Source organism: Microbacterium ginsengisoli, from assembly GCF_000956535.1.
GTDB classification, from domain to species: domain Bacteria; phylum Actinomycetota; class Actinomycetes; order Actinomycetales; family Microbacteriaceae; genus Microbacterium; species Microbacterium ginsengisoli.
In genome coordinates this window covers 197,004-220,837 of sequence record NZ_JYIY01000080.1, presented here as the reverse complement: position 1 = coordinate 220,837, position 23,834 = coordinate 197,004, and the positions used below count along the sequence as shown (strand labels likewise).

The 23,834-nt window shown below is 70.1% G+C and carries 25 protein-coding genes and 1 tRNA gene; 14 read left to right on the top strand and 12 right to left on the bottom strand.

The features are described from left to right. The first annotated feature begins 2 nt into the window (after nt 1-2). The 3 genes from RR49_RS14380 to RR49_RS14370 all read left to right on the top strand — a co-directional run bounded on the left by RR49_RS14380 (nt 3) and on the right by RR49_RS14370 (nt 2,953). The gene (locus RR49_RS14380) at nt 3-1,403 is read left to right on the top strand and encodes an NAD(P)/FAD-dependent oxidoreductase (RefSeq protein WP_045248672.1); all 1,401 of its coding nucleotides are present in this window, start codon (nt 3-5) and stop codon (nt 1,401-1,403) included. 170 nt (nt 1,404-1,573) lie between these two features. Further along, a complete protein-coding gene (locus tag RR49_RS14375; protein ID WP_045248673.1) occupies nt 1,574-2,848 on the top strand; it encodes an ATP-binding protein in 1,275 nt (424 codons plus the stop codon). A gap of 32 nt (nt 2,849-2,880) precedes the next feature. Beyond that, a tRNA-Leu gene (locus RR49_RS14370) sits at nt 2,881-2,953 on the top strand. An 82-nt stretch (nt 2,954-3,035) separates the two neighbouring features. On the opposite strand, the gene RR49_RS14365 is transcribed toward RR49_RS14370, so the two are convergent. Then, entirely contained in the window at nt 3,036-3,569 is a 534-nt protein-coding gene (locus RR49_RS14365; RefSeq protein WP_245610991.1) for a DUF6328 family protein, read from the bottom strand. 107 nt (nt 3,570-3,676) lie between these two features. On the opposite strand from RR49_RS14365, the gene RR49_RS14360 reads away from it, so the two are divergent. From RR49_RS14360 to ilvA, 5 genes are all read left to right on the top strand, one after another. Further along, entirely contained in the window at nt 3,677-4,903 is a 1,227-nt protein-coding gene (locus RR49_RS14360; RefSeq protein WP_045248714.1) for an alanine racemase, read from the top strand. Beyond that, nucleotides 4,900-6,213 (top strand): D-arabinono-1,4-lactone oxidase, encoded by a 1,314-nt coding sequence (locus tag RR49_RS14355; protein WP_045248676.1) that lies wholly within the window; start codon nt 4,900-4,902, stop codon nt 6,211-6,213. Before RR49_RS14360 ends, RR49_RS14355 begins: the two co-directional genes overlap by 4 nt. A gap of 81 nt (nt 6,214-6,294) precedes the next feature. Continuing rightward, the gene (locus tag RR49_RS14350) at nt 6,295-6,861 is read left to right on the top strand and encodes a LemA family protein (RefSeq protein ID WP_045248677.1); all 567 of its coding nucleotides are present in this window, start codon (nt 6,295-6,297) and stop codon (nt 6,859-6,861) included. An 18-nt stretch (nt 6,862-6,879) separates the two neighbouring features. Then, a complete protein-coding gene (locus RR49_RS14345; RefSeq protein ID WP_045248678.1) occupies nt 6,880-7,773 on the top strand; it encodes a M48 family metalloprotease in 894 nt (297 codons plus the stop codon). A gap of 117 nt (nt 7,774-7,890) precedes the next feature. Then, nucleotides 7,891-9,117, top strand: coding sequence for a threonine ammonia-lyase (gene ilvA / locus RR49_RS14340; RefSeq protein WP_045248679.1), 1,227 nt, complete (start codon nt 7,891-7,893; stop codon nt 9,115-9,117). A gap of 53 nt (nt 9,118-9,170) precedes the next feature. Here the strand turns inward: ilvA and greA are convergent, their stop codons facing one another. Continuing rightward, nucleotides 9,171-9,659, bottom strand: coding sequence for a transcription elongation factor GreA (greA, locus tag RR49_RS14335; RefSeq protein ID WP_045248680.1), 489 nt, complete (start codon nt 9,657-9,659; stop codon nt 9,171-9,173). A gap of 69 nt (nt 9,660-9,728) precedes the next feature. Then, nucleotides 9,729-10,124, bottom strand: a complete 396-nt coding sequence (locus RR49_RS14330; RefSeq protein ID WP_045248740.1) for a DUF4307 domain-containing protein — start codon at nt 10,122-10,124, stop codon at nt 9,729-9,731. Nucleotides 10,125-10,194: 70 nt separating this feature from the next. Here RR49_RS14330 and RR49_RS14325 point away from each other — a divergent pair, with 70 nt between their 5' ends. Then, nucleotides 10,195-10,458 carry a FeoB-associated Cys-rich membrane protein gene (locus RR49_RS14325; RefSeq protein ID WP_045248681.1) on the top strand — a complete coding sequence of 88 codons (264 nt, stop codon included), beginning with the start codon at nt 10,195-10,197 and terminating at the stop codon, nt 10,456-10,458. 14 nt (nt 10,459-10,472) lie between these two features. Here the strand turns inward: RR49_RS14325 and trhA are convergent, their stop codons facing one another. Next, complete coding sequence (trhA, locus tag RR49_RS14320; RefSeq protein ID WP_045248682.1) at nt 10,473-11,183, bottom strand: PAQR family membrane homeostasis protein TrhA; 711 nt, start codon at nt 11,181-11,183, stop codon at nt 10,473-10,475. 80 nt (nt 11,184-11,263) lie between these two features. Between trhA and RR49_RS14315 the strand changes: the two genes are divergently transcribed. Both RR49_RS14315 and phoH2 read left to right on the top strand, forming a co-directional pair. Beyond that, nucleotides 11,264-12,046, top strand: coding sequence for an isoprenyl transferase (locus RR49_RS14315; RefSeq protein WP_045248683.1), 783 nt, complete (start codon nt 11,264-11,266; stop codon nt 12,044-12,046). Nucleotides 12,047-12,258: 212 nt separating this feature from the next. Then, nucleotides 12,259-13,614: an RNA 5'-3' helicase PhoH2 gene (gene phoH2, locus RR49_RS14310; RefSeq protein ID WP_045248684.1), complete on the top strand. Its 1,356-nt coding sequence runs from the start codon at nt 12,259-12,261 to the stop codon at nt 13,612-13,614. A 270-nt stretch (nt 13,615-13,884) separates the two neighbouring features. On the opposite strand, the gene RR49_RS14305 is transcribed toward phoH2, so the two are convergent. The 7 genes from RR49_RS14305 to xseA all read right to left on the bottom strand — a co-directional run bounded on the left by RR49_RS14305 (nt 13,885) and on the right by xseA (nt 20,301). Then, entirely contained in the window at nt 13,885-14,544 is a 660-nt protein-coding gene (locus tag RR49_RS14305) for a response regulator transcription factor (RefSeq protein ID WP_045248685.1), read from the bottom strand. Continuing rightward, the gene (locus RR49_RS14300; protein ID WP_048808834.1) at nt 14,541-15,965 is read right to left on the bottom strand and encodes a HAMP domain-containing sensor histidine kinase; all 1,425 of its coding nucleotides are present in this window, start codon (nt 15,963-15,965) and stop codon (nt 14,541-14,543) included. The genes RR49_RS14305 and RR49_RS14300 overlap by 4 nt, the downstream gene beginning before the upstream one ends. A 102-nt stretch (nt 15,966-16,067) precedes the next feature. Next, on the bottom strand, nt 16,068-17,462 hold the full coding sequence (locus tag RR49_RS14295) for a class II fumarate hydratase (protein ID WP_045248686.1): 1,395 nt from the start codon (nt 17,460-17,462) through the stop codon (nt 16,068-16,070). 32 nt (nt 17,463-17,494) lie between these two features. Continuing rightward, on the bottom strand, nt 17,495-18,130 hold the full coding sequence (locus tag RR49_RS14290; RefSeq protein WP_045248687.1) for a carbonic anhydrase: 636 nt from the start codon (nt 18,128-18,130) through the stop codon (nt 17,495-17,497). Continuing rightward, nucleotides 18,127-18,759, bottom strand: a complete 633-nt coding sequence (locus RR49_RS14285; RefSeq protein ID WP_045248688.1) for a DUF4245 family protein — start codon at nt 18,757-18,759, stop codon at nt 18,127-18,129. Before RR49_RS14285 ends, RR49_RS14290 begins: the two co-directional genes overlap by 4 nt. After that, complete coding sequence (locus tag RR49_RS14280) at nt 18,759-18,992, bottom strand: exodeoxyribonuclease VII small subunit (RefSeq protein ID WP_045248689.1); 234 nt, start codon at nt 18,990-18,992, stop codon at nt 18,759-18,761. Before RR49_RS14280 ends, RR49_RS14285 begins: the two co-directional genes overlap by 1 nt. A gap of 10 nt (nt 18,993-19,002) precedes the next feature. Further along, nucleotides 19,003-20,301: an exodeoxyribonuclease VII large subunit gene (gene xseA / locus RR49_RS14275; RefSeq protein WP_045248690.1), complete on the bottom strand. Its 1,299-nt coding sequence runs from the start codon at nt 20,299-20,301 to the stop codon at nt 19,003-19,005. Between the two features lie 73 nt (nt 20,302-20,374). Here xseA and RR49_RS14270 point away from each other — a divergent pair, with 73 nt between their 5' ends. Genes RR49_RS14270 through RR49_RS14260 form a run of 3 tightly spaced genes read left to right on the top strand, consistent with a single transcriptional unit; the run spans nt 20,375 to nt 22,582 of the window. Continuing rightward, entirely contained in the window at nt 20,375-21,412 is a 1,038-nt protein-coding gene (locus tag RR49_RS14270) for a 4-hydroxy-3-methylbut-2-enyl diphosphate reductase (protein ID WP_045248742.1), read from the top strand. Then, entirely contained in the window at nt 21,405-21,998 is a 594-nt protein-coding gene (locus tag RR49_RS14265) for a DUF6264 family protein (RefSeq protein WP_045248691.1), read from the top strand. The genes RR49_RS14270 and RR49_RS14265 overlap by 8 nt, the downstream gene beginning before the upstream one ends. An 11-nt stretch (nt 21,999-22,009) precedes the next feature. Beyond that, nucleotides 22,010-22,582 (top strand): MOSC domain-containing protein, encoded by a 573-nt coding sequence (locus tag RR49_RS14260; protein ID WP_048808837.1) that lies wholly within the window; start codon nt 22,010-22,012, stop codon nt 22,580-22,582. A gap of 147 nt (nt 22,583-22,729) precedes the next feature. Here RR49_RS14260 and fbaA read toward each other — a convergent pair whose 3' ends face one another. Next, nucleotides 22,730-23,761 (bottom strand): class II fructose-bisphosphate aldolase, encoded by a 1,032-nt coding sequence (fbaA, locus tag RR49_RS14255; protein ID WP_045248692.1) that lies wholly within the window; start codon nt 23,759-23,761, stop codon nt 22,730-22,732. Between the last annotated feature and the right edge of the window lie 73 nt (nt 23,762-23,834).

Genomic DNA, 23,834 nt, shown 5'->3' with positions numbered 1-23,834 from the left:
CCGTGCCCAGGATCTTGATCGTCGGAGGCGGCTACGCCGGCTTCTACACCGCGTGGAAGCTCGAGAAGCACCTCCGCAAGGGTGAGGCTCAGGTCACCGTCGTCGACCCGCTTCCCTACATGACCTACCTGCCGTTCCTCCCCGAGGTCGCGGCCGGGTCGATCGAGGCGCGTCACGCGGTCGTCGCCCTGCGTCGCCACCTGGCGTCGACCGAAGTCGTCACCGCCCGAGTGACGAAGATCGATCACGCCCACAAGGTCGCCACCATCACCCCGTCCGAGGGCGAGGCGTGGGAGCTCGAGTACGACCAGATCGTCGTCACCGCGGGCTCGGTCTCGCGCACCTTCCCGATCCCCGGCATCGCCGACAACGCGATCGGCATGAAGGCGATCGAGGAGGCCGTGTGGGTGCGTGACAAGCTCCTCTCGAACTTCGACAAGGCCGCGGCGCTGCCGCCCGGACCCGAGCGGGAGCGTCTGCTCACCGTCGTCGTGGTCGGTGGCGGATTCGCCGGCATCGAGACCTTCGCCGAACTGCGCAACTTCGCGTCGTCGCTGCTGAAGAAGTACCCGCAGCTGACGTTCGACGAGACGCACTTCCACCTCATCGAGGCGATGGGCCGCATCATGCCCGAGGTGTCGCTGAAGACGAGCGAGTGGGTTCTGAAGGACCTCGCGAAGCGCGGTGCGTACGTGCACCTCGACACCCAGGTTACCGGGGCCGTCGACGGCAACGTAGAGCTCTCGACCGGCGAGGTCATCTCGACCGACATCATCGTGTGGACCGCGGGCGTCATGGCCAACCCGCAGGTCGTCAAGGGCAGCGACCTGCCCAGCGAGCAGCGCGGACGCATCACGACGCAGGGCGACCTGCGCGTGATCGACGCCGACGGCAACGTCGTCGAGGGCGCCTGGGCGGCGGGCGACGTCGCGGCGGTGCCCGATCTCACCGGTGGCGGTGTCGGCGGCTTCTGCGTGCCGAACGCCCAGCACGCGGTGCGTCAGGCCAAGCAGCTCGCGAAGAACCTCACCGCGGTGCTGCGCGGCGAGCTGCCGAAGGACTACATCCACAAGAACCTGGGCGCCGTGGCCGGTCTCGGCCTCTACAACGGTGTGTTCCAGTCGGGCAACATCGCCCTCAAGGGCTTCCTCGCCTGGGGTGCCCACCGTGGCTACCACGGTCTCGCGATGCCGTCGTGGGAGCGCAAGTGGCGCGTGCTGTGGGGCTGGTGGAACAACTTCTGGCTCGGTCGCGACGTGGTGAACCTCGAGGCCGTGCAGACGCCGCGCCGCTTCTTCGACGAGTTCGCGTCGCGCCCGCGTCCGCCGCAGCCGGCTGAGGCGCCCGCGAAGCCGGCCGCCGAGAAGGCGCCGGTCGCCGAGAAGGCCGCCGCCGCGAAGTAGGCGTACGTCTCACGGAACGCCGCGACATCTTCGGATGCCGCGGCGTTCCGCATTCTTCGGATACTCCCGGCCGCACCGCTGGCGGGGTGCGCGTGCCGTATGCCACGCTGGGCTTCCCGCCGCGGGGCACAGGTGCCTCGGGTCCGGCGGCTGCGCCCGAGGAGGCCCGAGTGACCAAGGTGCACATCCGCGACTTCCACGGCGACGATCTCGACCAGCTCGTGCGGTTGTGGGGCCACGTGACGGGCGAAGGTGCAACGCCGATCTACTCGCTGGCCGAGGTCGTGGCCTCCTGCCAGGCCGACCACGCGGTGGTCGCGGTGCGCGGTGACGACATCGTCGGGGCCGCTGTCGGCCGCGCCGCCCACGCGCAGGGATGGGTGGTGTTCTTCGGGGTGCGCGAGACGGATGCCGCGGGCGAGATCAGCGGCGCCCTGCTCGATGCGCTCGAGCGCCGGATGGCGCCGCTCGGGCTCGGCACACTGTCGGTGCTGGTGCCGGAGGGGCAGCGGGTCGAGCCGTTCACGCAGAACTCCTTCGTCGTGCATCGAGCGGTGCGCTACCTGGAGCGCCAGCTCCCCGTGCAGCGCCGCGAGCTCGACGTGCTGAAGGAGCTGGGTGGTCGCATTCTGCCGCGCCACCTCTGGAACGCGGTCGCGGGCATGACGACGGAGAAGACGATCCTCGAGGAGCGACTCGTGACGCCGCTCGCGCAGCCGGAGCTCGCCGAGCGCTTCGGGGTGGTGCCGCCGCGGGCGGTCATGCTGTTCGGACCGCCCGGCACCGGCAAGACGACTTTCGCGCGGGCCGTGGCATCCCGTCTCGACTGGCCGTTCGTCGAAGTCTTCCCCTCGCGGCTCGGCGACAGCGCGCGGGGGATGGCCGGCGCCCTGCGTGCCACGTTCGAGGCGATCGACCAGCTCGAGCACGCGGTCGTCTTCATCGATGAGGTCGAGGAGATCGCGGCTCACCGGGGCGGCACGCCGCCGTCGCCCACGCAGGGGGTCACGAACGAGCTGCTGAAGCTCGTCGCGGAGTTCCGTGAGCGGGACGGCCGGCTGCTCATCTGTGCGACGAACTTCATCCGCGCACTCGACGCCGCGTTCCTGCGGCACGGACGCTTCGACTACGTGCTGCCGATCGGCCTGCCGGACGCGGAGGCGCGCCGCGCGATCTGGGGTCGGTACATCCCTGTCGACGTCGCGGGCGACGTGGATGTCTCGGCTCTCGTCGACGCCAGCGACGGACTCACCCCCGCCGACATCGAGTACGCCGCGCGGCGCGCATCGCAGGAGGCTCTTGCGCGCGCCCTCGCGTCCGGCGACACGGGCGACGCGGTCGGCACGGACGACTACCTGCGGGCGCTCGGCGGCACCCGCGCCACGGTCTCGCGCGAGGTGACGACCGAGTTCGAGGAGGACATCGTCGCGCTCGCCCGCCTCTGACGGCGCGTGTCGCTGTCCTAGGGTGGGGGCGGGCCCCCGTAGCCCAATGGCAGAGGCAGGCGACTTAAAATCGCTTCAGTCTGGGTTCGAGTCCCAGCGGGGGCACACCCCACCGTGCTCCGGCTTCGGGGGCGCCGGGTCGTCGCTGACTGCCGATCGGCAGTCGACGGATGCCGCGCCCCGCCACTCAGCTCGGGGTGCGCCCGAGCCGCGGCACAGCGAACCAGATGACGGCCACGGCAGCGAGGGTCACACCGAGGGCGACCGCGCCCGCGGGCAGCCCCGCCGTCACGCCGAACAGGAACGCGGCGACCCCCGCGACGAGCAGCGAGACGACCGCGAGGGTGGCGAGCAGGAAGACGTTGCCGATCACGACGAGCCGCGCCTTCTCGTGATGGCGGAAGAGGCGACGGTGCATGATGATCGGCGTGAGGCCCAGCAGCGTGGCGATGCCCGCGAGGGTCACCAGGCACAGGTAGAACGTGCGGGCGAACGCGTCGAGTGTCTGGAACATCGGCTGGAAGGCGACCGCGAGCAGGAAGCCGGTGAGGATCTGCGTGCCGGTCTGCGTGGCGCGCAACTCCTGAAGGATGTCGGTCCAGTTGCGATCGGACTTCTCGGTGGCCGTCTCGAACCGACCGTCGCCCGGGACGGCGTCGTCGGCGTCGCTCACTCCATGCCGGCTCTCGATGCGCTGCGGCGCGCCTTCATCAGTGCTCACGTGCACAGCGTAGGCACGACGCACCCGCACAGCACGCACGTCACGGTGCGGGTCGCCGCGGCCTAGGCTGAGCGCATGCGGCCACCGGCGACGAGGAGCACGGCACGATGACGATCGATCTGCTCGCGGCGCCCGTCGGCGAGCCGTGGCGTCAGCCCGCGGCCTACTGGCCCTCGCTCACGGCCGCCACCGCCGACCGCTCCGCCCCCGTCGCCGTGCTCGGTCTCGAAGCGCTGCGCTACAACGCGCTCGACATGATCGCGCGCGCCGGCGGTATGCCGATCCGCGTCGCCAGCAAGTCCCTGCGTGTGCGCGAGGCGCTCGATGCGCTCCTCGCCCTACCGGGCTATCGCGGCATCCTCGCGTTCACTCTCGCCGAGGCGCTGTGGCTCGCCGACACCCACGACGATGTCGTCGTCGGATACCCGACCGCCGATCGGGCGGCGCTCGCCGCGCTCGTCGCCTCGGAGGCGGCATCCGCGCGCGTGACGCTCATGGTCGACGGCCCGGCCCAGCTCGACCTGGTCGACGCGGTCGCATCTCCCGCGACGCGACCCGAGGTGCGGGTGGCGATCGACGCGGATGCCTCGTGGCGCAGCCGCGCACTCGGGCACATCGGGGTGCGGCGCTCGCCGCTGCACGACGCCGACGACGTCGCCCGCTTCGCCCGGCACATCGCGGCGCGACCCGGCTTCCGCCTGACCGGACTCATGATGTACGAGGCGCAGATCGCCGGCCAGCCCGACGCCGAGGGCCCGTCGGACCCCGTGATCCGCTGGATGCAGCGCTCCTCGGGAGACGAGCTGCGCGAACGGCGGCAGGCCATCGTGGCGGCGGTCACGCGCATCGCGCCGCTCGAGTTCGTCAACGGCGGCGGCACCGGGTCGCTGGAGTACACGTCATCGGATGCCGCGGTCACCGAGCTCACCGCCGGCAGCGGCCTGTTCGCGGGGCATCTGTTCTCGCGCTACCGCGCGTTCGACCCGGCGCCGGCGGCATCCTTCGCCCTCGACGTGGTCCGTCGGCCGACCGACGACATCGCGACGCTGCTCGGCGGCGGCTGGGTCGCCTCGGGCCCGCCGGTCGCGTCGCGGCAGCCCGCGCCGGTGTGGCCGGAAGGACTGCGCACCCTCGGTCGCGAGGGCACCGGCGAGGTGCAGACCCCGGTGCAGGGGCCGGCGGCGCGGACGCTGCGGGTGGGCGACCGGGTGTGGTTCCGGCACGCGAAGAGCGGTGAGCTGTCGGAGCGCGTCGAGCGATTCGCGATCGTGGCGGCGGGAGCCGTCGTGGGGGAGGCCGCGACCTACCGCGGTGAGGGAAAGGCGTTCCTGTGACACGACCCGGCGGCACCTGGACGAACTGGGGGCGCACCGAGAGCGTGCGCCCGGCGCGGGTCGAGTACCCCGCGACGCCCGACGCCGTACGCCGCTCGGTGCTCGCCGCCCGCACACGCGGCCTGCCGGTGAAGGCCGTCGGTGCCGGGCACAGCTTCAGCGGCATCGCCGTCGCGCCCGGCGTGCTGCTCGACCTCAGCGACCTCACCGGGCTCGTGCGGGTCGACCGCGAGCGGCGGCTCGCGACCTTCCGCGCCGGCACCCGCCTGCACCGCATCCCGAAGCTGCTCGCGCCCTACGGCCTCGCCATGGCGAACCTCGGCGACATCGACCGGCAGTCGATCTCCGGGGCGATCTCCACCGGCACCCACGGCACCGGCGCCGCGTTCGGCGGCATCGCGACCCAGGTCGCGGGGGTCACGCTGGTCACCGGCGAGGGTGAGTTCCTCACCGTCGACGACACCGAGAACGCCGATCTGCTTCCGGCGGTCGCACTCGGACTCGGCGCGCTCGGCATCCTCGTCGAGGTCACCCTGCGACTCGTGCCCGCGTTCGTGCTGCACGCCGTCGAGCACCCCGAGCCGATCGACGACGTCGTGGCGACGTTCGCCGACCGGGCCGCGGCATCCGATCATGTCGAGTTCTACTGGTTCCCGCACACCGACGTGGGACTCCTGAAGACCAACACCCGCTTGCCGGAGAGCGCCGTGCGCCATCCGCTGCCCCGCGTCGCGAAGTTCCTCGACGAGGAGCTGCTCTCCAACGGCGTCTTCACCGCCGTGTGCGCTCTCGGCCGCGCCGTGCCGGCGATCACCCCGCCGCTGTCGCGCCTCGCAGCGAAGGTCACGGGGCGACGCGAGTACACGGATGCCTCCACCGCCGTGTTCACGCAGCACCGGGGCGTGCGGTTCCGCGAGATGGAGTACGCCGTGCCCGCCGAGCGCCTCGCCGAGGCATTCGACGCCGTGCGCGCGCTCATCGACGAGCGCCGGTACCGGGTGTCGTTCCCGATCGAGGTGCGGATCGCGGCATCCGACGACCTATGGCTCTCGACGGCTTCGGGCCGCGCCACCGGCTACATCGCCGTGCACCGCTACTGGCGGGAGAACCCGGCCACCTACTTCGAACCGATCGAGGAGCTGCTGCGCACCTTCGACGGGCGTCCCCACTGGGGCAAGATGCATACGCGCACCGCCGATGACCTGCGCCCCGCCTACCCTCGGTTCGACGACTTCACGGCCCTGCGCGACCGGCTCGACCCCGATCGGGTCTTCCGCAACCGCTACCTCCGACGCGTCCTCGGGGAGTAGACCCAGAGTCTGCCGCGAGCGCATCATCACGCCCGAGGGCGCCACTAGTATGAGGGCACTACGCGAACGGAGTCGATCGAGATGGAATGGCTCATCCCGGTTCTGATCATCGTCGCCCTGCTGGTGATCGTGGGGATCTACCTGTGGGCGACCTACAACGGGCTGGTGCAGCTCGGAGTGCGCGTCGATGAGGCGTGGAGCGACATCACGGTGCAGCTGAAGAGACGCGCCGACCTGCTCCCGAACCTGATCGAGACCGTCAAGGGCTACGCGGCCCATGAGAAGGCGGTGTTCGAGAACGTCACGCAGGCGCGGGCCGAGACGATCAGCGCCTCCTCGCCCGGTGAGGCCGGCGTGGCCGAGGGGCACATGCAGCAGGCGCTGAAGTCGATCTTCGCGGTCGCCGAGGCCTACCCGCAGCTGCAGGCGAGCCAGAACTTCCTGCAGCTTCAGCAGCAGCTCGTCGACACCGAGGACAAGATCCAGGCGTCCCGCCGGTTCTACAACGGCGGCGTGCGAGAACTGAACACCAAAATCAAGGTGTTCCCGAACAACCTGTTCGCCCGCAACCTCGGCTTCACGCCGCGCGAGTTCTTCGAGGTGGTCGACGGCGCGTCGATCGCCGAGCCGCCCCGCATCCAGTTCTGATCGCGGCGCGAGGCACGCGTGTATTCGGCGATCGCCGCGAACAAGCGCAACACCTGGTTCATCCTCGTCGGCTTCGTCGTCTTCATCGGGCTGATCGGTCTGGTCGCCGGCTGGCTGATGTCGGGCAACTGGTGGGTGACGGCCTTCGTGCTCGTCTTCGCGGCCGGGTACGCCGGCATCCAGTACTTCGCCGCCAGCCGTGAGGCACTCGCGCTCTCGGGTGCGTTCGAGGTCACGCGCGAGCAGGCGCCGCGGTACTACCGGCTCGTCGAGAACCTGTGCATCACGACCGGCACGCCGATGCCGACGCTCTACGTCGTCGACGACCCGGCGCCGAACGCCTTCGCCACGGGCCGCTCGCCCGACAAGGCCGCGATCACCGTGACCACCGGGCTCTTCGAGCTGATGACCGACCGCGAGCTCGAAGGCGTGCTCGCGCACGAGCTCGGCCACATCCGCAACTACGACATCCGGGTGTCGCTGCTCGTCTTCGGTCTCGTCGTCGCCGTCGGCCTCATCGCCGACATGCTCATGCGCATGGCGTTCTTCGGAAGCATGCGCCGCAACAACAGCAACAACGCGCAGGCCCAGGCGCTGTTCCTCGTGTTCGGGCTCGTCGCCGCGATCGTCGCGCCGCTGCTCGCGGCGGGCGTGCAGGCCGCGATCTCCCGTCAGCGCGAATACCTCGCCGACGCGACCAGCGCCCTCACGACCCGTGACCCCGAGGGTCTCGCATCGGCGCTCGAGAAGCTCGAGGGCGCGAGCACCGTGCTGCAGAAGCCGAACACCTCCATGGCGCATCTGTGGATCGCGAATCCGCTGCGCGGCGGAGGGATGTCGCGCCTGTTCGCGACGCATCCGCCCATCCCCGATCGGGTCGAGCGCCTGCACGAGATGGGCGGAAAGTTCTGACTAGGACGGCGCCCCGACGCACGCCCGAAGCGGAATGCACCCGACCCTAGACTGAGTCGATGGGCGCTCGCAGCCGCGGCGTCAGGTCGACGGGCCGTGCCCGAGGAGGACTCCCGCGTGAGCGAGCCGACACTTGCCGAGTTCGAGGATGCCGCAGCCACCCTGGCTCCGCTGATCGCCACCACCCCCGTGGACAGCTCGCACTTCCTCTCCGAGGTGCTCGGCGCCCCGGTGCACCTGAAGCTGGAGAACCTGCAGCGCACCGGCTCGTTCAAGATCCGCGGCGCCGCCTACCGGCTCTCCCGGTTGAGCGAGGAGGAGCGGGCCCGCGGCGTCGTCGCGGCATCGGCCGGAAACCACGCGCAGGGCGTGGCGCTCGCCGCCCAGCGCCTCGGCATCCCGGCGACGATCTTCATGCCTCTGGGCGTCCCCGTGCCCAAGCTCCTCGCCACCCGCGGCTACGGCGCCGACGTCGTGCTCGACGGGCCGACCGTCGAGACGCCGCTGCGCCTCGCCGCCGAGTTCGCCGAGCGCACCGGGGCCGTGTTCATCCACCCCTTCGACCACCTCGATGTGATCCTCGGGCAGGGCACACTCGGCCTCGAAGTATTCGACGCGGTGCCCGACGTCCGGACGGTCGTGCTCGGCATCGGCGGGGGAGGCCTCATCTCGGGTGTCGCCGCCGCCATCAAGCTGCGTGCGGCCGCCGAAGGTCGCGAGGTGCGGATCATCGGCGTGCAGGCCGAGAACTCGGCCGCCTACCCCTCGTCGATCGCGGCGGGCGAACCGCTCGAGGTCGACACGACGCCGACGATCGCCGATGGCATCGCGGTCAAGCGCCCCGGTGACATCCCCTTCGCGCTCGTGCAGCGCTACGTCGACGAGGTCGTCACCGTCAGCGACGACGACATCGCCCGGGCCATCCTCGTGCTCCTCGAGCGCGCGAAGCAGGTCGTCGAGCCCGCCGGCGCGGTCGGCGTCGCCGCCATCCTCACCGGAAAGGTGCCCGCAGACGGACCGACCGTCGCCATCCTCTCGGGCGGCAACATCGACCCGCTGCTGCTGCAGCGCGTCGTCGCGCATGGGCTCGCGGCATCCAATCGCTACACGAGCCTGCGCATCCCGCTGCCCGATCGTCCCGGCCAGCTCGCCCGCGTGTCCGAACTGCTCGCCCTCGCGGGCGCCAACGTCATCGAGGTGCTCCACACCCGCCACGGGCAGGGGCTGCTCATCAGCGAGGTCGTGCTGCAGCTCAGCGTCGAGACGCGCGGTGACGAGCACCGTGCGCTCGTGCTGCGCACGCTCGAAGAGGCCGGCTTCCAGCCCACGATCGTCGCCGACTGAGACGACGACTGGCCGGCCCCCGAGGGGGACCGGCCAGTCTCACGTCGGTGCGTTCAGCCCGTGAACGTGTCGACCTTGATGATCTCGACGGCGATCTCGCGGCCGTTCGGCGCGGTGTAGGAGGTCTTCTCGCCCTCCTTGAGGCCGAGGATCGACGAACCCAGCGGGGAGACCTCGCTGTAGACGTCGAGGTCGGTGCCTCCGGCGATCTCCCGGTTGCCGAGGAGGAAGACCTCTTCGCCGCCCGCGACCAGCGCGGTGATGACCGTGCCGGGCTCCACGACGCCGTGGCTCTCGGGCGCGTCGCCTACCTTCGCGCTCTTCAACAGCGCCTGCAGCGTGCGGATGCGCGCCTCCTGCTTGCCCTGCTCGTCCTTGGCGGCGTGGTAGCCGCCGTTCTCCTTCAGGTCGCCCTCTTCGCGGGCGGCCTCGATGCGCTTGGCGATCTCCTCGCGGCCCGTCGTGGACAGGTGCTCGAGTTCGGCGACGAGGCGGTCGTACGCCTCCTGGGTCAGGAAGGTCACCTGGTTTTCCGTGGACACGGTGTCTCCTTCGTCATACGGCACGACGCCCCGGCTCCCGCCAGGGCGTCGTCATTCGATCCCGACAGGCTACGGCACCCAGCAGGTGTTGACAAAACCCGTGGTCGCGATGCCCGTCACGGGGATCTGCTCGGTGAACGCCTGCGCGTGGGTGCCCGAGGCGGGGTACTGCACGACCTTCCAGCCGACCACGCCGTGGTCGGCGTCATCGGCCTCGAGCACGCAGGCGATCGCCTTGTCGGCGGGACCGGTGATCTGGAAGGTCACGGTCACCGTGTGGTCGTCGACCAGGTGGAATGCGGTCGTCGTCGTGTCCACGGCGTCGGCCGCGGAGGCGAACGCGTACCACGCGATCACTCCCACACCCGCAGCGATCGCCGCTCCCGCGCCGAGCGTCCACCAGCGCCGCGAACGGCGCGAGCGAGTGCGCCCGTAGCGCTCATCGAGCAGCTCCTGCGTCGTCATGAGGGTCACGGCTTTCGTTGATTAGGCTGGTGCTTCAAGGCTATGCGCTCGCGCGCGGAACTGAGGACAGATGCACCCGGTGATCTGGTGGCTGGCGGCGACCGATACCCCCACCCCGACCCCCTCGCCGAGCGACGTCGACCCGATCCTCGTCACACCGGGACCGGCCGGATTCATCGTCGGCGGCGTTCTCGCCGTCGCCGTCTTCTTCCTCGTATGGGACATGCTGCGCCGCATCCGCCGCGGAAACTACCGCGCGCAGATCAACGAAGAACTCGACGCCGCAGAGGATGCTGCGGCATCCGGCGACGACGACGGGTCGCCCCGCGCCTGACGACGGCCGCCCCCTCAGGCGTTGAAGGCCGGACGGAGGCAGATGAGCAGGCTCGCCGTCCAGTGGCACAGGAACGCGAGCACGGTGCACACGTGGAAGATCTCGTGGAAGCCGAACGCCCCGGGCCACGGGTTCGGCCGCTTCAGCGCGTAGACGACGGCGCCGGCCGTGTAGAGCAGCCCGCCGACGACGACCAGCACCATCATCGCGACGTTCGCCGCGACCAGATCGCCGATGTACATGACCGCCGCCCAGCCGAGCACGATGTAGAGCGCGACGTAGAGCCAGCGCGGCGCGTTGATCCAGAGCACGCGGAAGAGGATGCCGAGGAGCGCCCCACCCCACACCAGGGACAGCAGGAGCGTCGACTTCTGGGGAGGGAGGGCGAGGAGACCGAGCGGCGTGTACGTTCCCGCGATCAGCAGCAGGATGTTCGCGTGGTCGATGCGCTTGAGCGTCGCCTTGACGCGCGGTCCCCAGTTGAAGCGGTGGTACACGGCGGAGTTGCCGAACAGCAGCAGCGAGGTGGTCATGAAGATCGCCGCCGCCCACTTCGCGACGGTGCCGTCTGCGAGGCAGATGAGCACGATGCCGGCGGCGAGGGCCACGGGGAACGTGCCGGCGTGGATCCAGCCGCGCCAGGTGGGCTTGAGATCCGTGTGCGCGGCAACCGCTCCTGCCTCGAGGAGCGGGAGCTGAGGGACGTCTCGCGAAGAACGGCTCATCGGAACGAGACTACGGGCGTGCCCATGCCAGCCGTCGTACATGGGGTGAATACGCAGCAGAGCGATAGCGTAGGACGGTGATGTCGAGCCGAACGCAGGAGGGCCGCGGTCCGCTGTACCGCCTCTACATCAATCGTCTGCTGCGTCAGATCCCGCCTGCCCAGGTGCCGCGTCACGTCGCGATGATGATCGACGGCAACCGGCGGTGGGCGAGACAGCTCGGTTACGACTCGGCCGCACACGGGCATCGTGCCGGCGCGGCCAAGATGCGCGAGTTCCTGCGCTGGTGCGACGACGTGGGCGTCTCGGTGGCCTCGCTCTACCTGCTCTCTGTCGACAACCTCCGTAAACGGGACAGCGGAGAGCTCACCGACCTCATCGAGATCATCGGCCAGCTCGCCGACGATCTGTCCCATGAACGGGACTGGCGCGTGCAGCCCGTCGGTCGACTCGACCTCCTTCCCGACGAGCTGCAGCGCGTGCTGAGAGATGTCGCCTACCGCACCGCCGCGCACACGGGCATGCACGTCAACCTCGCGATCGGGTACGGCGGACGCGGCGAGATCGTCGACGCGGTGCGCAGCATCATCACCCAGCACGACGAGCGTGGCGGAACCCTCGAGGAGCTCGCCGCCAGCCTCACGCCCGAGCAGATCGCCGAGCATCTCTACACCGGAGGGCAGCCCGATCCCGACCTGGTCATCCGTACCTCGGGGGAGCAGCGCCTCAGCGACTTCCTGCTCTGGCAGAGCGCCCACAGCGAGTTCTACTTCGTGGAGGCGCTCGGCCCCGACCTGCGCGAGGTCGACTTCCTGCGCGCCATCCGCGACTTCGCCTCACGTGATCGCCGTTTCGGCGGCTGATCAGGTACTTTTCGCGCGTATCACAACGGACGCGGGCTGTTCACGAAGCCGTAACGCGAGACACGCCGCGCCGAATGCGGGTGATAGAGCCGTTGGTCGTAGGTTGTGCTCATCGGGCAAGGCGCCCGGTCGAGTCGGCCACCTGGATCGCGACTCGTGGCCCAACGGTCGACTCGCGAGTCACCGGGACACGTCCCGGGTCGGGAGCGGTTGTGACCACACGAGCACCACGCCAGCAGCAGCGAGTCACCGAGCACCAGAGCGCAGATCAGTTCACTGACCTGCGCTCTTATGTTTTGGACACCTCCGTCCTGCTGAGCGATCCACGCGCGTTCTTCCGGTTCGCGGAGCACTCCGTCGTGATCCCCGTCGTGGTGATCACCGAACTCGAAGGGAAGCGGCACGATCCCGAACTCGGCTACTTCGCCCGGCAGGCTCTTCGCCACCTCGACGAGTTGCGCGTCGAGCACGGCAGACTCGACTTCCCGGTCCCGGTCGGCGAGGGCGGCACGCTCCGCGTGGAGCTGAACAACACCGATCCGACGGTGCTCCCCTCGGGCCTGCGCCTGGGAGACAACGATTCGCGCATCCTCGCTGTCGCGCTGAACCTCATGTCCGAGGGTCACGACGTGACCGTGGTCTCCAAAGACCTCCCGATGCGCGTGAAGGCGTCCTCACTCGGCATCATCGCCGAGGAGTACCTGGCCGAGCAGGCCGTGGACTCGGGCTGGACGGGGATCGCCTCGGTGAATCTCACGGGCGATGAGATGAGCGACCTCTACGAGACGGAGATCGCGGTGAGCGAGGATGCCGCAGGCCTCCCCGTCAACACCGGTCTCATCATCCACTCCGAGCGGGGCTCGGCACTCGGCCGGGTTTCGGGCGACGGCTCGTTCCGCCTCGTGCGTGGCGATCGCGATGTCTTCGGCCTCCACGGTCGCTCCGCCGAGCAGCGCATCGCGATCGACCTGCTCACCGATCCCGGCGTCGGCATCGTGTCCCTCGGTGGGCGCGCCGGCACCGGCAAGTCGGCGCTCGCCCTCTGCGCGGGTCTCGAGGCAGTGCTCGAACGGCAGCAGCAGCGCAAGATCATCGTGTTCCGGCCGCTGTTCGCGGTCGGTGGCCAGGAGCTCGGCTACCTTCCCGGTGACCAGGCCGAGAAGATGAACCCCTGGGGTCAGGCGGTGTTCGACACGCTGGGCTCGGTGGTCTCTTCCAACGTGCTAGAGGAGGTCACCGAGCGCGGCATCCTCGAGGTCCTCCCGCTCACCCACATCCGCGGTCGCTCGCTGCACGACGCGTTCGTGATCGTCGACGAGGCGCAGTCGCTCGAGCGCAACGTGCTTCTGACCGTGCTCAGCCGCATGGGGCAGAACTCCCGCGTCGTGCTCACCCACGACGTCGCCCAGCGTGACAATCTGCGCGTCGGACGGCACGACGGCGTGGCCTCGGTGATCGAGACGCTCAAGGGGCACGAGCTGTTCGGTCACGTCACGCTCCAGCGCAGCGAGCGGTCGGCGATCGCGGCCCTCGTGACCGATCTGCTCGAGGCCGGCGAACTGTCCTGAGGCATCTCGAGCGCCCCCCTGAAAGATGAGAACACTCTCATCTGGAAAGGGGGGCGTTCGGCGCCTGGACGCGTCAGGATGGATGCAGCGGCGACGAGGTTCGCCTGCCGCATCGGATCGGCTCCCCCCACCCCCCCATGTCGATCCGGTGGATAACTGAGTGATCGCGACGGACCCCCGGTTGTCGCGACCGAGGATCGGACGGTTCGGGTTCCGAGTCTCCTCGTCAGCCCCCGGTGCCCCCACACCGGGGGCTTCTCGCATGAGGGGTCAGTCCCACCGATAGCCGGCTCCGCGCACCGTCGTGATGCGATCGGCGCCGAGCTTGCTGCGGAGGTAACGAACGTAGACATCGACCACGTTCGAGCCGGGATCGAAGTCGAGACCCCAGACCTTGCTCAGCAGATACTCGCGGCTCAGCACCTGGCCGGGGTGCCGGAGGAACTGCTCGGCGAGCGCGAACTCCCGCGCTGACAGATCGAACTCCCGTCCGTCGACGGCGGCCCGTCGGGTCATGACGTCGAGGGCGACCTCCCCGCGCACGATCGTCACGGGCGTCGTGGGCGTGGTGTTCTCGCGCAACCGAGAGCGCACCCGAGCCAGCAGCTCCTCGAACGTGAAGGGCTTCGCGACGTAGTCGTTCGCGCCGGCATCCAGCCCATCCACCGTGTCGCGTGTCGACGTGCGGGCGGTCAGCATGATGATCGGCACGGAGGAGCCCTGCCCGCGCACCTGACGCAGGACCTCGAAGCCGTCGATGCCGGGGAGTCCGACGTCGAGGAGGACGAGATCGATGTCGGGGGAGAGCGCACGTTCCGCGCCGTCGAAGCCGTTGTCCACGATCTCCGTCTCGTAGCCGGCGGTCTCCAATCCCCGCTGCACGAAGGTCGCGATACGGGGTTCGTCTTCGACGATGAGGATGCGGGTCATTCGGAGGCCTTCCGCTGGTGCAGCACGTCTTCGGCGCGCACCGGAGTCGGCAGCGCGGGGGCACTGCGGTGCAGGGGGAGTTCGATCGTGAGCGTGGCGCCGCCGCCCGGCGTCTCCGTCACGACGCAGGAACCGCCGTGAGCCCGGGCGATCGCGTCGACGATCGCGAGGCCCAGGCCCGAACCGTTCACGCCGCGCCCCGCCTGCGCCCTGTCGAACCGTCGGAACACACGCCGCCGGTCCGCGGGTGCGATGCCGGGTCCGTGATCGCGCACCCACAGCCGAGCGACGTCGTCCACGACCGCGCTGCCGATCTCGATCGTGCTGCCCGCGGGTGCGTACTTCGCCGCATTGTCGGCCAGCTGCAGCCATGCCTGGCGCAGACGGGCGTCGTCGCCCACGACGACGCCCGAGCCTCGGTCGGTGACGACCCAGAGATGATCGGGGATGGCCGTGACGAGCCCGCCGACCCGAAGGGTCAGATCGAACACGTCGATGTCCTGGCGCTGGAACTGGTCGCTGTCCTCCGCGGACGCGAGGAGGTCGATGTCATCGACGAGCTGGGTCATGCGGTCGAGCTCGGACAGGCCGAGCTGACGGACGCCCTCGACATCGAGGGGGTCGCGCGGATTCATCATCTCGAGATGGCCGCGCATGATCGTCAGGGGTGTCTTCAGTTCGTGCCTGACGTCGTCGAGCAGTTGCCGCTGGGTGTCGACGGAGGCCTCGAGACGGTCGAACATCGAATTCACCGTGCGCGTGAAGTCGGCGATCTCGTCATCGCCGTCGGTCTCGACCCGGTCGCCGAAGTGGCCGAGTGTCACGGCTTCCGCGGTCTCCTGGAGTCGTCGCAACGGTGCGAGCAGTCGTCCGGTCAGGAACCAGCTCATGAGCGCGACGGCGGCGAGCACTGCGACTCCGGCGATCGCGTAGCTGATCACCGAGGCGCGGAACGGCAGCAGCTCGGCGTCGAGCCCGACGATCCGCACGTAGGCGCCGGTGCGCCCGTCGCCCGGCACCGAGACCGGCTGCACGATGTAGCGCACGGTGCCGGCATCGGCGGTCGTGACGGTGCCCAGCACGGTGTGGCCGTCGGCACCCGGTTGGGCGAGGGCGGCGGAGACGATCTCCTTCTCGTCGCCCTCACCGAACTCCGTGCCGGCGGCCGGAAACACAGCCGCCTGTCCGTCGACGATGCCGAAGACCGCCTCGTTGGGCACCGGCAGGAAGCCGGTCACGACCGACTCGAGGTACGCGGGCACCGACGTCGCCGTGGCCGGTGACGGCAGGCTCTTCACCTTCTCGGTGAGCTTCACGTCGATGCTCGCGAGCGTGCGCTCGTACTGCAGGAAGAAGCTGATGGCGCCGGTCAGCAGCAGTCCGAGCGTCGTGACGGCCACGAGAGCGCTGAGGATCCGCATGCGCGCGGACGTAACTCGCCGTGACTGCTCCACGCTCCGATTATGGCGCGACCCGCCTGCGGCCCCTCGGAAGAGGCCACAGGCGGGTCGGATGCCGCGGGGTCAGCCGGCGTGCGTCATCGAGAGCAGGTCGAGCTTCTCGTCGAGCTGCTCGAGGGTGATCTCGCCGCGCTCGACGTAGCCGAGGTCGATGACCGCCTCGCGCACCGTGATGCCCTTCTTGACCGAGTGCTTCGCGATCTTGGCGGCGGCCTCGTAGCCGATCACCTTGTTGAGGGGCGTGACGATCGACGGCGACATGCCGGCGAACGCGGCGGCACGCTCGAGGTTCGCCTCGAGGCCGTCCACCGTCTTGTCGGCGAGAACTCGGGTCGCGTTCGCGAGCAGACGGATCGACTCGAGCAGCGCCGTGCCCATGACCGGGATCGCGACGTTCAGCTCGAACGCGCCGGATGCCCCGGCCCACGCGACCGTCGCGTCGTTGCCGATGACCCGCGCGGCGACCATGAGTGTCGCCTCGGGGATGACGGGGTTGACCTTGCCGGGCATGATCGAGGAGCCGGGCTGAAGGTCGGGGATGTGCAGCTCGCCGAGGCCCGTGTTCGGGCCCGAGCCCATCCACCGCAGGTCGTTGTTGATCTTGGTGAGCGACACCGCGATGGTGCGCAGGGCGCCGGATGCCTCGACGAGGCCGTCTCGCGCGCCCTGGGCCTCAAAGTGGTCTTCGGCCTCGGTGATCGGCAGGCCGGTCTCGGCGGCGAGCAGGGCGATGACCTTCTGTGGGAAGCCGAGCGGGGTGTTGATGCCGGTGCCGACGGCCGTGCCGCCGAGGGGCACCTCGCTCACGCGGGGGAGCACCGCATCGATGCGCTCGATGCCGAGACGCACCTGGCGTGCGTAGCCGCCGAATTCCTGCCCGAGGGTGACGGGCGTGGCATCCATCAGGTGGGTGCGGCCCGACTTGACGGCGTCCTTCCAGAGCACGGCCTTCTTCTCCAGTGCCACCGCGAGGTGGTCGAGGGAGGGCTGCAGGTGCTCGATGAGCGCCTGCGTGACGGCGATGTGCACGGAGGTGGGGAACACGTCGTTCGACGACTGCGAGGCGTTGACGTGATCGTTCGGGTGCACGGGGGAGCCGAGTCGCGCCGTCGCGAGGGTGGCCAGCACCTCGTTCATGTTCATGTTCGACGAGGTGCCGGAGCCGGTCTGGTAGGTGTCGACGGGGAACTGGTCGTCGTGGGCGCCGGTGATGACGTCGTCGGCCGCCGCGGCGATCGCGTCGGCGATTCCCGCGTCGAGGGTGCCGAGCTCCTTGTTCGCGAGCGCGGCCGCCTTCTTGATGCGGGCGAGGGCGGCGATCTGCGCGGACTCGAGGCCGGTTCCCGAGATCGGGAAGTTCTCGACGGCGCGCTGCGTCTGTGCGCCGTAGAGCGCCGCGATGGGTACGCGCACCTCCCCCATGGTGTCGTGCTCGATGCGGTACTCGGTCTCGGTCACAGCGTTGTCCCTTCCCAGTGCGGTGTGTGCGGTCAGTTCGTCTCGCCGCCGACGACCACGACGGGCACGGCGGTTCCTTCGGCGAGACGGTAGTTGGCGCCGACGATCGCGAGAGTGCCGGCGGCGACGGCGGTGGAGATGAGCTCGGAGGACTGCAGCAGTGCGTGCACGGTGTTGCGCAGGTGCTCTCGGCCGACGTGCTCGGGGTCGGCGTGCGCGGCCGGAACGTGCTCGGCGCGCATCACTGTGCGCACGGCCGGCACGATGGGCGCGATCTGGTGCCAGATGTGCGTCGGCAGCTCCGGGGCGTCCTCGCCGGTGGAGTCGATCGCGGCCTGCACGGCGCCGCAGGCGTCGTGGGCGAGCACGACGATGAGGGGAACGTTGAGCGCGGCGACCGCGTACTCGAGGCTGCCGACGACGGAGTCGGAGATCACCTGGCCGGCATTGCGCACGACGAACAGGTCGCCGAGCCCTTCGTCGAAGATGATCTCCGCCGCGAGGCGCGAGTCGGCGCAGCCGAAGAGGGCGGCCCGCGGGCGCTGCGCGGCGGCGAGCTCGTGGCGGCGCTCGACATCTTGACGCGGATGCTGCGGCGCGCCCGTCACGAAGCGGGCGTTGCCCTCGAGCATCTGGTTCCAGATGGTGAGCGGAGCGGTGTCGGTCATTGCGCGGCTTCCCGGAGTGTGCGGATCTGTGCGGTGAGGTTCTGTGCGAGCTCGGCGGTCTGCGCCGCGGTCGCAGTGCCGTAGAGGAGGATCGTGTCCTTGCCCGCCGATGTCGCGAGCGCGTACGACACGTTCCCGGCCTTGCTCGGATCGGAGATGTCGTATCGCGTCCAGTCGATGCCGTCGATCGCGAGCGTTCCGTCGGAGGCGGCGCCCGACAGGGTGCGCACCACCCATCCCGAGTCGGCGTCGAACCCCTGGGCGGCACGCAGGTAGCCGGCGGAGTCCGGCACGTAGACGATCGTCCACGCGCTGACGCTGTCGCCCTCGACCTGAGCCTGGTTCACCGTCCAGCCGGTGGGGGTGGCGGGTGCGATGACCGCACGGTTCATGCTGGCCGAGAGGCTCTGCGCGAGGGCGGCCACGTCGGGCGCGGGCGTCGCGGCGAGCTGTCCGCGGGGCACGGCGAGCACGACGACCACGACGATCGCCATCGTGGCGAGCAGGGCGGCGAGGAGGTTCCGGAACGTCTTGCTCGACCGGTAGGCCCGCGACGACTCGGCCTTGCGGTCGGCGGTCTCCTGCGGGGTCTCGGCGCGGCCGAGCTCGGCGACGATGCGCTCGGTCATCAGCTCTCGTCGCCTTCGGCGGTGGACCGTGCCGCGTCGAGGCGCCGCTTGGCCCCGCGCAGCCACTCTTCGCAGCGGGCGGCGAGCGCCTCGCCGCGTTCCCACAATGCGAGGGAGTGCTCGAGAGTGGGGGCGCCCTGTTCGAGCTCCGCGACCACCCGCACCAGTTCGTCGCGCGCCTGCTCGAACGAGAGTTCGGCGACGTCAGACGGGCGCGCGTCCGAGTCGGTCATGCCCACCATCCTAATCTCCGGCGGTCGCCGCCGACGGCCCCTCGGCGAGCTCGCCCTCGCTGCGCGCGGCGAGCGAGCCGCGTCCGACGGTGACGACCAGGGCGCTCCCCGTGGGGGCGTCGGCGGCGTCGCGCAGCACGCGCCCGTCGGGGTGGTAGGCGATCGCGTAGCCGCGCGCGAGTGTCGCGCCGGGGGAGAGCGCGCGCAGCGCGGCGCGCAGTTCCGCGCTCTGGCGGGCCGCGGCATCCCATCGTCTGTCGACGGTGTCGCGACCGCGCGCGGTCAGCAGCACGAGCTCGTGCACCCGCGGGTCGAGCAGGGCGTCGGGCGTGCGCAGCACGGGACGGGAGCGCAGCTGCTCGAGCTGGGCGATGTCGTGCTGCACGCGCTGGGTCAGCCGCAGCGTCGCGCGGGCGCGCAGCTGCTGCACGATGGCGCGCTGCTCGCCGACGTCGGGCACGACGCGCTTGGCTGCATCCGTCGGCGTCGAGGCGCGCAGGTCCGCGACATCGTCGAGGATCGGATGATCGTTCTCGTGCCCGATCGCACTGACGACGGGGGTGGATGCCGCGGCCACCGCGCGCACGAGGCGTTCGTCGCTGAATCCCAGAAGGTGCAGCGGGTCGCCGCCGCCGCGGGCGATGACGATGACGTCGACGTCCGGGTCGGCGTCGAGCAGCTCCAGGGCGGCGACGATCTCGCCGACGCTGCGCTCGCCCTGCACCGCTGCGTGCTCGACGCGGAACCGCACGCCCGGCCAGCGCAGCTCGGCGTTGCGGAGCACGTCCTTCTCGGCGTCGGAGCGCTCGCCGGTGATGAGGCCGATGCGCTGGGGCAGGAACGGCAGCGGCCGCTTGCGGGACGCGTCGAACAATCCCTCGGCGTAGAGGGCGGCGCGCAGGCGCTCGATCCGCTCGAACTGGTCACCGAGACCGAGCGGATGCATCGCCGAGACGATGACGCTGAAGTCACCCGACTTGACGAAGTAGTCCGCCTTCACCGACGCGACGACGTGGTCGCCGACCTTCAGATCGTCGGCGAGACGGCTGCGGACGCTTCCCCAGATGCGGAACGCGATGCTGGCGTCGGAGTCGGGATCGGTCAGACGTCCGTACACGTTGCCGGCCCGCAGGTTCCAGGAGGTGATCTCGCCCTCGACCCAGACCGACCCCCAGGCCGACACGAAGTCGCGGATGGTCTGGTTGAAGCGCCCGACGGAGGTCGGGGCATCCTTCGTGGCATCCCTCGGGTGCACGGACGCCGGCGGAGGGGTCTCGCCGGGGGCGAGCTCGGGCTCGAACCTGGCCATGCGATCCTCCCGCGCCCTCCCAGGCGTCGATCATTAGACTCGACGGGTGACCTCCGCCGCCGTCTCCCTGCCTGTGCCCCGTGTTCCGGGCCGTCGCGGGCGCCTTCAGGATAACCCGGTCGACGGCGTCAAGAAGGTGCTGCTCGCCGCCCCGCGCGGCTACTGCGCGGGTGTCGACCGCGCCGTCGTGGCCGTCGAGAAGGCGCTCGAGCGGTTCGGCGCCCCGGTCTACGTGCGCAAGCAGATCGTGCACAACATCCATGTGGTGCGCGAGCTCGAGAGCAAGGGGGCGATCTTCGTCGACGAGGTCGACGCGGTGCCCGAGGGGGCGCACGTCGTCTTCAGCGCGCACGGTGTGTCGCCCGCCGTGGTGAACGCGGCATCCGATCGCGGTCTCGTCGCGATCGACGCGACCTGCCCGCTGGTCACCAAGGTGCACCGCGAGGCGGTGCGGTTCGCGCGCGACGACTTCGAGATCCTGCTGATCGGCCACACCGGTCACGAGGAGGTCGAGGGGACCGCCGGAGAGGCGCCCGACCACGTGACGATCGTGAACTCGCCCGCCGACGCCGCCACCGTCGAGGTGCGCGACCCGTCGAAGGTCGTGTGGCTGTCGCAGACGACGCTGTCGGTCGACGAGACGATGGAGACCGTGCGGCGTCTGCGCGAGCGCTTCCCCGAGCTGCAGGATCCGCCGTCGGACGACATCTGCTACGCCACCCAGAACCGCCAGGTCGCCATCAAGAAGGTCGCGCAGGGCGCGGACCTCGTGATCGTCGTCGGATCGGCCAATTCGTCGAACAGCGTGCGGCTGGTCGAGGTCGCCCTCGAGCACGGCGCGAAGGCGGCGTACCGCGTCGACTACGCGTCGGAGGTGCAGCAGGAGTGGCTCGACGGCGTCGCGACCGTCGGGGTGACCAGCGGGGCTTCCGTTCCCGAGGTGCTCGTGCAGGAGGTGCTCGACGAGTTGTCGGGCGCCGGCTACTCCGACGTCGAAGAGGTGCGTACGGCCGAGGAGGACCTGCTGTTCTCGCTGCCGAAGGAACTGCGTCAGGATGCCACGGGTCGCCGCGACGCCCGGGCGCTGGGAGGGCGATCCGGCCGTGAGTGACCCGCAGGAGTCCCCCGAGGAGCGCCCGCGCCCGCAGTTCGGCGAGTACGCCACGCCCGAGGAACAGCGCGCCCGCATCCGTCAGCCCTCCGTCACCGACCACCTGTCGGACGGCATCGCGCCGCCGCCGCCGGCCGCGCCTCCCGTCCTTCCGCCCCCGGCGCCGGTCAGCGGCGCGGCGGTGCGGCGGCCTCGACTCATCGACCGCGTCGCGACCTTCGTGCTGCTCGGCTACGGGCTGGTCACCGTGCTGAGCGCCATTCCGCAGTTCGTCGACTTCACCGGTTTCGTCAGTACGCTCTCGCAGGTCATGGGTCTGCGATCGGACCTTCCGGTGCCCGCGTCGGGTCGCGCGTGGGGCATCGCCGCCGCCGTCGTGCTCGGGGTCGGTTGGCTCGCCACGTTCGTGCTCTCCTGGGCCGTGACACGTTCGGGGCGTCTCGCCTTCTGGATCCCGCTCGTCGCGGGAGCCGTGATCAACATCCTCGCGTCGTTCCTGGTCGTCGTGCCGCTGCTGTCGGACCCGGCCTTCCTCACCGCCATCCAGAGCGTCGGCGTCATCGCGCCGAGTTCGACCGCCACCTGAGGGAGACCGCCATGCCTCGCGTCATCGCCGTCTGCGTCGTGCACGACCTGCGTCCCGATGCGGGCACGGTGGGCGTGACGGCGATCGACAAGCGGCCCGTCGAGGGCCCCATGAAGGTGGGTCCTTACGGCGTCTACGCCGACGTGCAGGCGGACCGCAAGCATCATGGCGGCCTCGACCAGGCCGTCTACGTCTATGCCGAAGAAGACGCGCGGTTCTGGGAGGGCGAGCTCGGCCGAATGCTCGCGCCCGGCTTCTTCGGGGAGAACCTGCGGGTCGAGGGGCTGGATGTCAACGCCGCGCGTGTCGGCGAGGTCTGGCGCATCGGCGCGACCCTCGAAGTACAGGTGACGTCGCCGCGCAAGCCCTGCCAGACATTCGCGCGGTGGGTCGGCGGTGACGACGAGCGCGGGTGGGTCAAGCGATTCACCCGCGAGGGGCGTCTCGGCCCCTACCTGCGCGTGCTCACGCCGGGCGAGGTCGCGGCCGGAGATGAGATCACGGTGCTGTCGGTGCCGGATGATGCCCCCACCGTGATCGACGGGGTTCCGGGCGTCGCGCGAGCCGCGGCATCCGCTCTCTGACGGCCGGTCGCTCCGCGGTCACCCGGCTCGGCGCCGGAGCGTGACCCACCGCGGCGACGGGCACGGATGCGTGCACCGTCGACGGGGGGAGCCGGAGACGCGACGACGCCCCGCCCACCGAAGTGAGCGGGGCGTCGTGGGAACGTGTCAGGCGCCGAGCGACTTGCCCGCCGAACCGAGCTGCTGCGTGGCCTCGACGACGCGCACGGCCATCGCCGACTCGGCGACCTTGCCCCAGGCGCGCGGGTCGTAGGCCTTCTTGTTGCCCACCTCGCCGTCGAGCTTGAGCACGCCGTCGTAGTTGGAGAACATGTAGCCGGCGATCGAGCGGGTGAACGCGTACTGCGTGTCGGTGTCGATGTTCATCTTCACGACGCCGTTCGCGACCGCGAGCGCGATCTCCTCGGGGGTCGAGCCCGAGCCGCCGTGGAAGACGAGGTCGAGCGGCTTGGGGCCGGTGCCGAACTTCTCGGCGATGCCGGCCTGGATCTCGCCGAGGAGCTCCGGGCGCAGCTTGACGTTGCCGGGCTTGTAGACGCCGTGCACGTTGCCGAAGGTCAGGGCCGAGATGTAGCGGCCCTTCTCGCCGAGCCCGAGGGCCTCGACGGCCTTGGTGACGTCACCCACGGTCGTGTAGAGCGCGTCGTTGGTGCCCTCGTGCTTGACGCCGTCCTCTTCGCCCCCGACGACGCCGACCTCGATCTCGAGGATGGCGTGGATGTTCTTGAGGCGGGGGAGGAGTTCGGCGGCGATGTCGATGTTCTCGTCGAGGGGCACCGCGGAGCCGTCCCACATGTGGGACTGGAAGATCGGGTTGCGACCGGCGCGCACCTCTTCCTCGGACGCCTCGAGAAGGGGCAGCACGAAGCCGGGGAGCGCGTCCTTCGGGCAGTGGTCGGTGTGCAGGGCGACGGTGATGTCGTAGTTCTTGGCGACCTCGGTGACGTACTTGGCGAAGGCCAGTGCGCCGGTGGCGCGGGCCTTGACGGTCTGGCCGGCGAAGTAGTCGGCGCCACCGGTGGTCACCTGGAGGATGCCGTCGGAGCCCGCCTCGGCGAGGCCCTGGAGGACGGCGTTGATCGTCTGCGAGCTCGACACGTTGATCGCGGGGTACGCGAAGCCGCCGGCCTTCGCGCGGTCGAGCATGTCGGCGTACTGATCAGGGGTGGCGACGGGCATGGGGGCTCCTTGAGTGAGGCGTCGTTTCCATGCGCAACTCTAGCGAAGGGGCCCGGATGCCGCGGCTCCGCCG

Excerpts from the sequence above, each read along its gene's own strand:
- fbaA (WP_045248692.1), bottom strand. The coding sequence starts at position 23,761 with ATGCCCGTCGCCACCCCTGATCAGTACGCCGACATGCTCGACCGCGCG.
- RR49_RS14285 (WP_045248688.1), bottom strand. The coding sequence starts at position 18,759 with ATGACCGAGCGCATCGTCGCCGAGCTCGGCCGCGCCGAGACCCCGCAG.
- trhA (WP_045248682.1), bottom strand. The coding sequence starts at position 11,183 with ATGAGCCGTTCTTCGCGAGACGTCCCTCAGCTCCCGCTCCTCGAGGCA.
- RR49_RS14305 (WP_045248685.1), bottom strand. The coding sequence starts at position 14,544 with ATGACCCGCATCCTCATCGTCGAAGACGAACCCCGTATCGCGACCTTC.
- RR49_RS14325 (WP_045248681.1), top strand. The coding sequence starts at position 10,195 with ATGCACCCGGTGATCTGGTGGCTGGCGGCGACCGATACCCCCACCCCG.
- RR49_RS14300 (WP_048808834.1), bottom strand. The coding sequence starts at position 15,965 with ATGCGGATCCTCAGCGCTCTCGTGGCCGTCACGACGCTCGGACTGCTG.
- RR49_RS14290 (WP_045248687.1), bottom strand. The coding sequence starts at position 18,130 with ATGACCGACACCGCTCCGCTCACCATCTGGAACCAGATGCTCGAGGGC.
- RR49_RS14315 (WP_045248683.1), top strand. The coding sequence starts at position 11,264 with ATGTCGAGCCGAACGCAGGAGGGCCGCGGTCCGCTGTACCGCCTCTAC.
- RR49_RS14280 (WP_045248689.1), bottom strand. The coding sequence starts at position 18,992 with ATGACCGACTCGGACGCGCGCCCGTCTGACGTCGCCGAACTCTCGTTC.
- RR49_RS14260 (WP_048808837.1), top strand. The coding sequence starts at position 22,010 with ATGCCTCGCGTCATCGCCGTCTGCGTCGTGCACGACCTGCGTCCCGAT.
- RR49_RS14330 (WP_045248740.1), bottom strand. The coding sequence starts at position 10,124 with ATGACGACGCAGGAGCTGCTCGATGAGCGCTACGGGCGCACTCGCTCG.
- xseA (WP_045248690.1), bottom strand. The coding sequence starts at position 20,301 with ATGGCCAGGTTCGAGCCCGAGCTCGCCCCCGGCGAGACCCCTCCGCCG.
- RR49_RS14350 (WP_045248677.1), top strand. The coding sequence starts at position 6,295 with ATGGAATGGCTCATCCCGGTTCTGATCATCGTCGCCCTGCTGGTGATC.
- RR49_RS14360 (WP_045248714.1), top strand. The coding sequence starts at position 3,677 with ATGACGATCGATCTGCTCGCGGCGCCCGTCGGCGAGCCGTGGCGTCAG.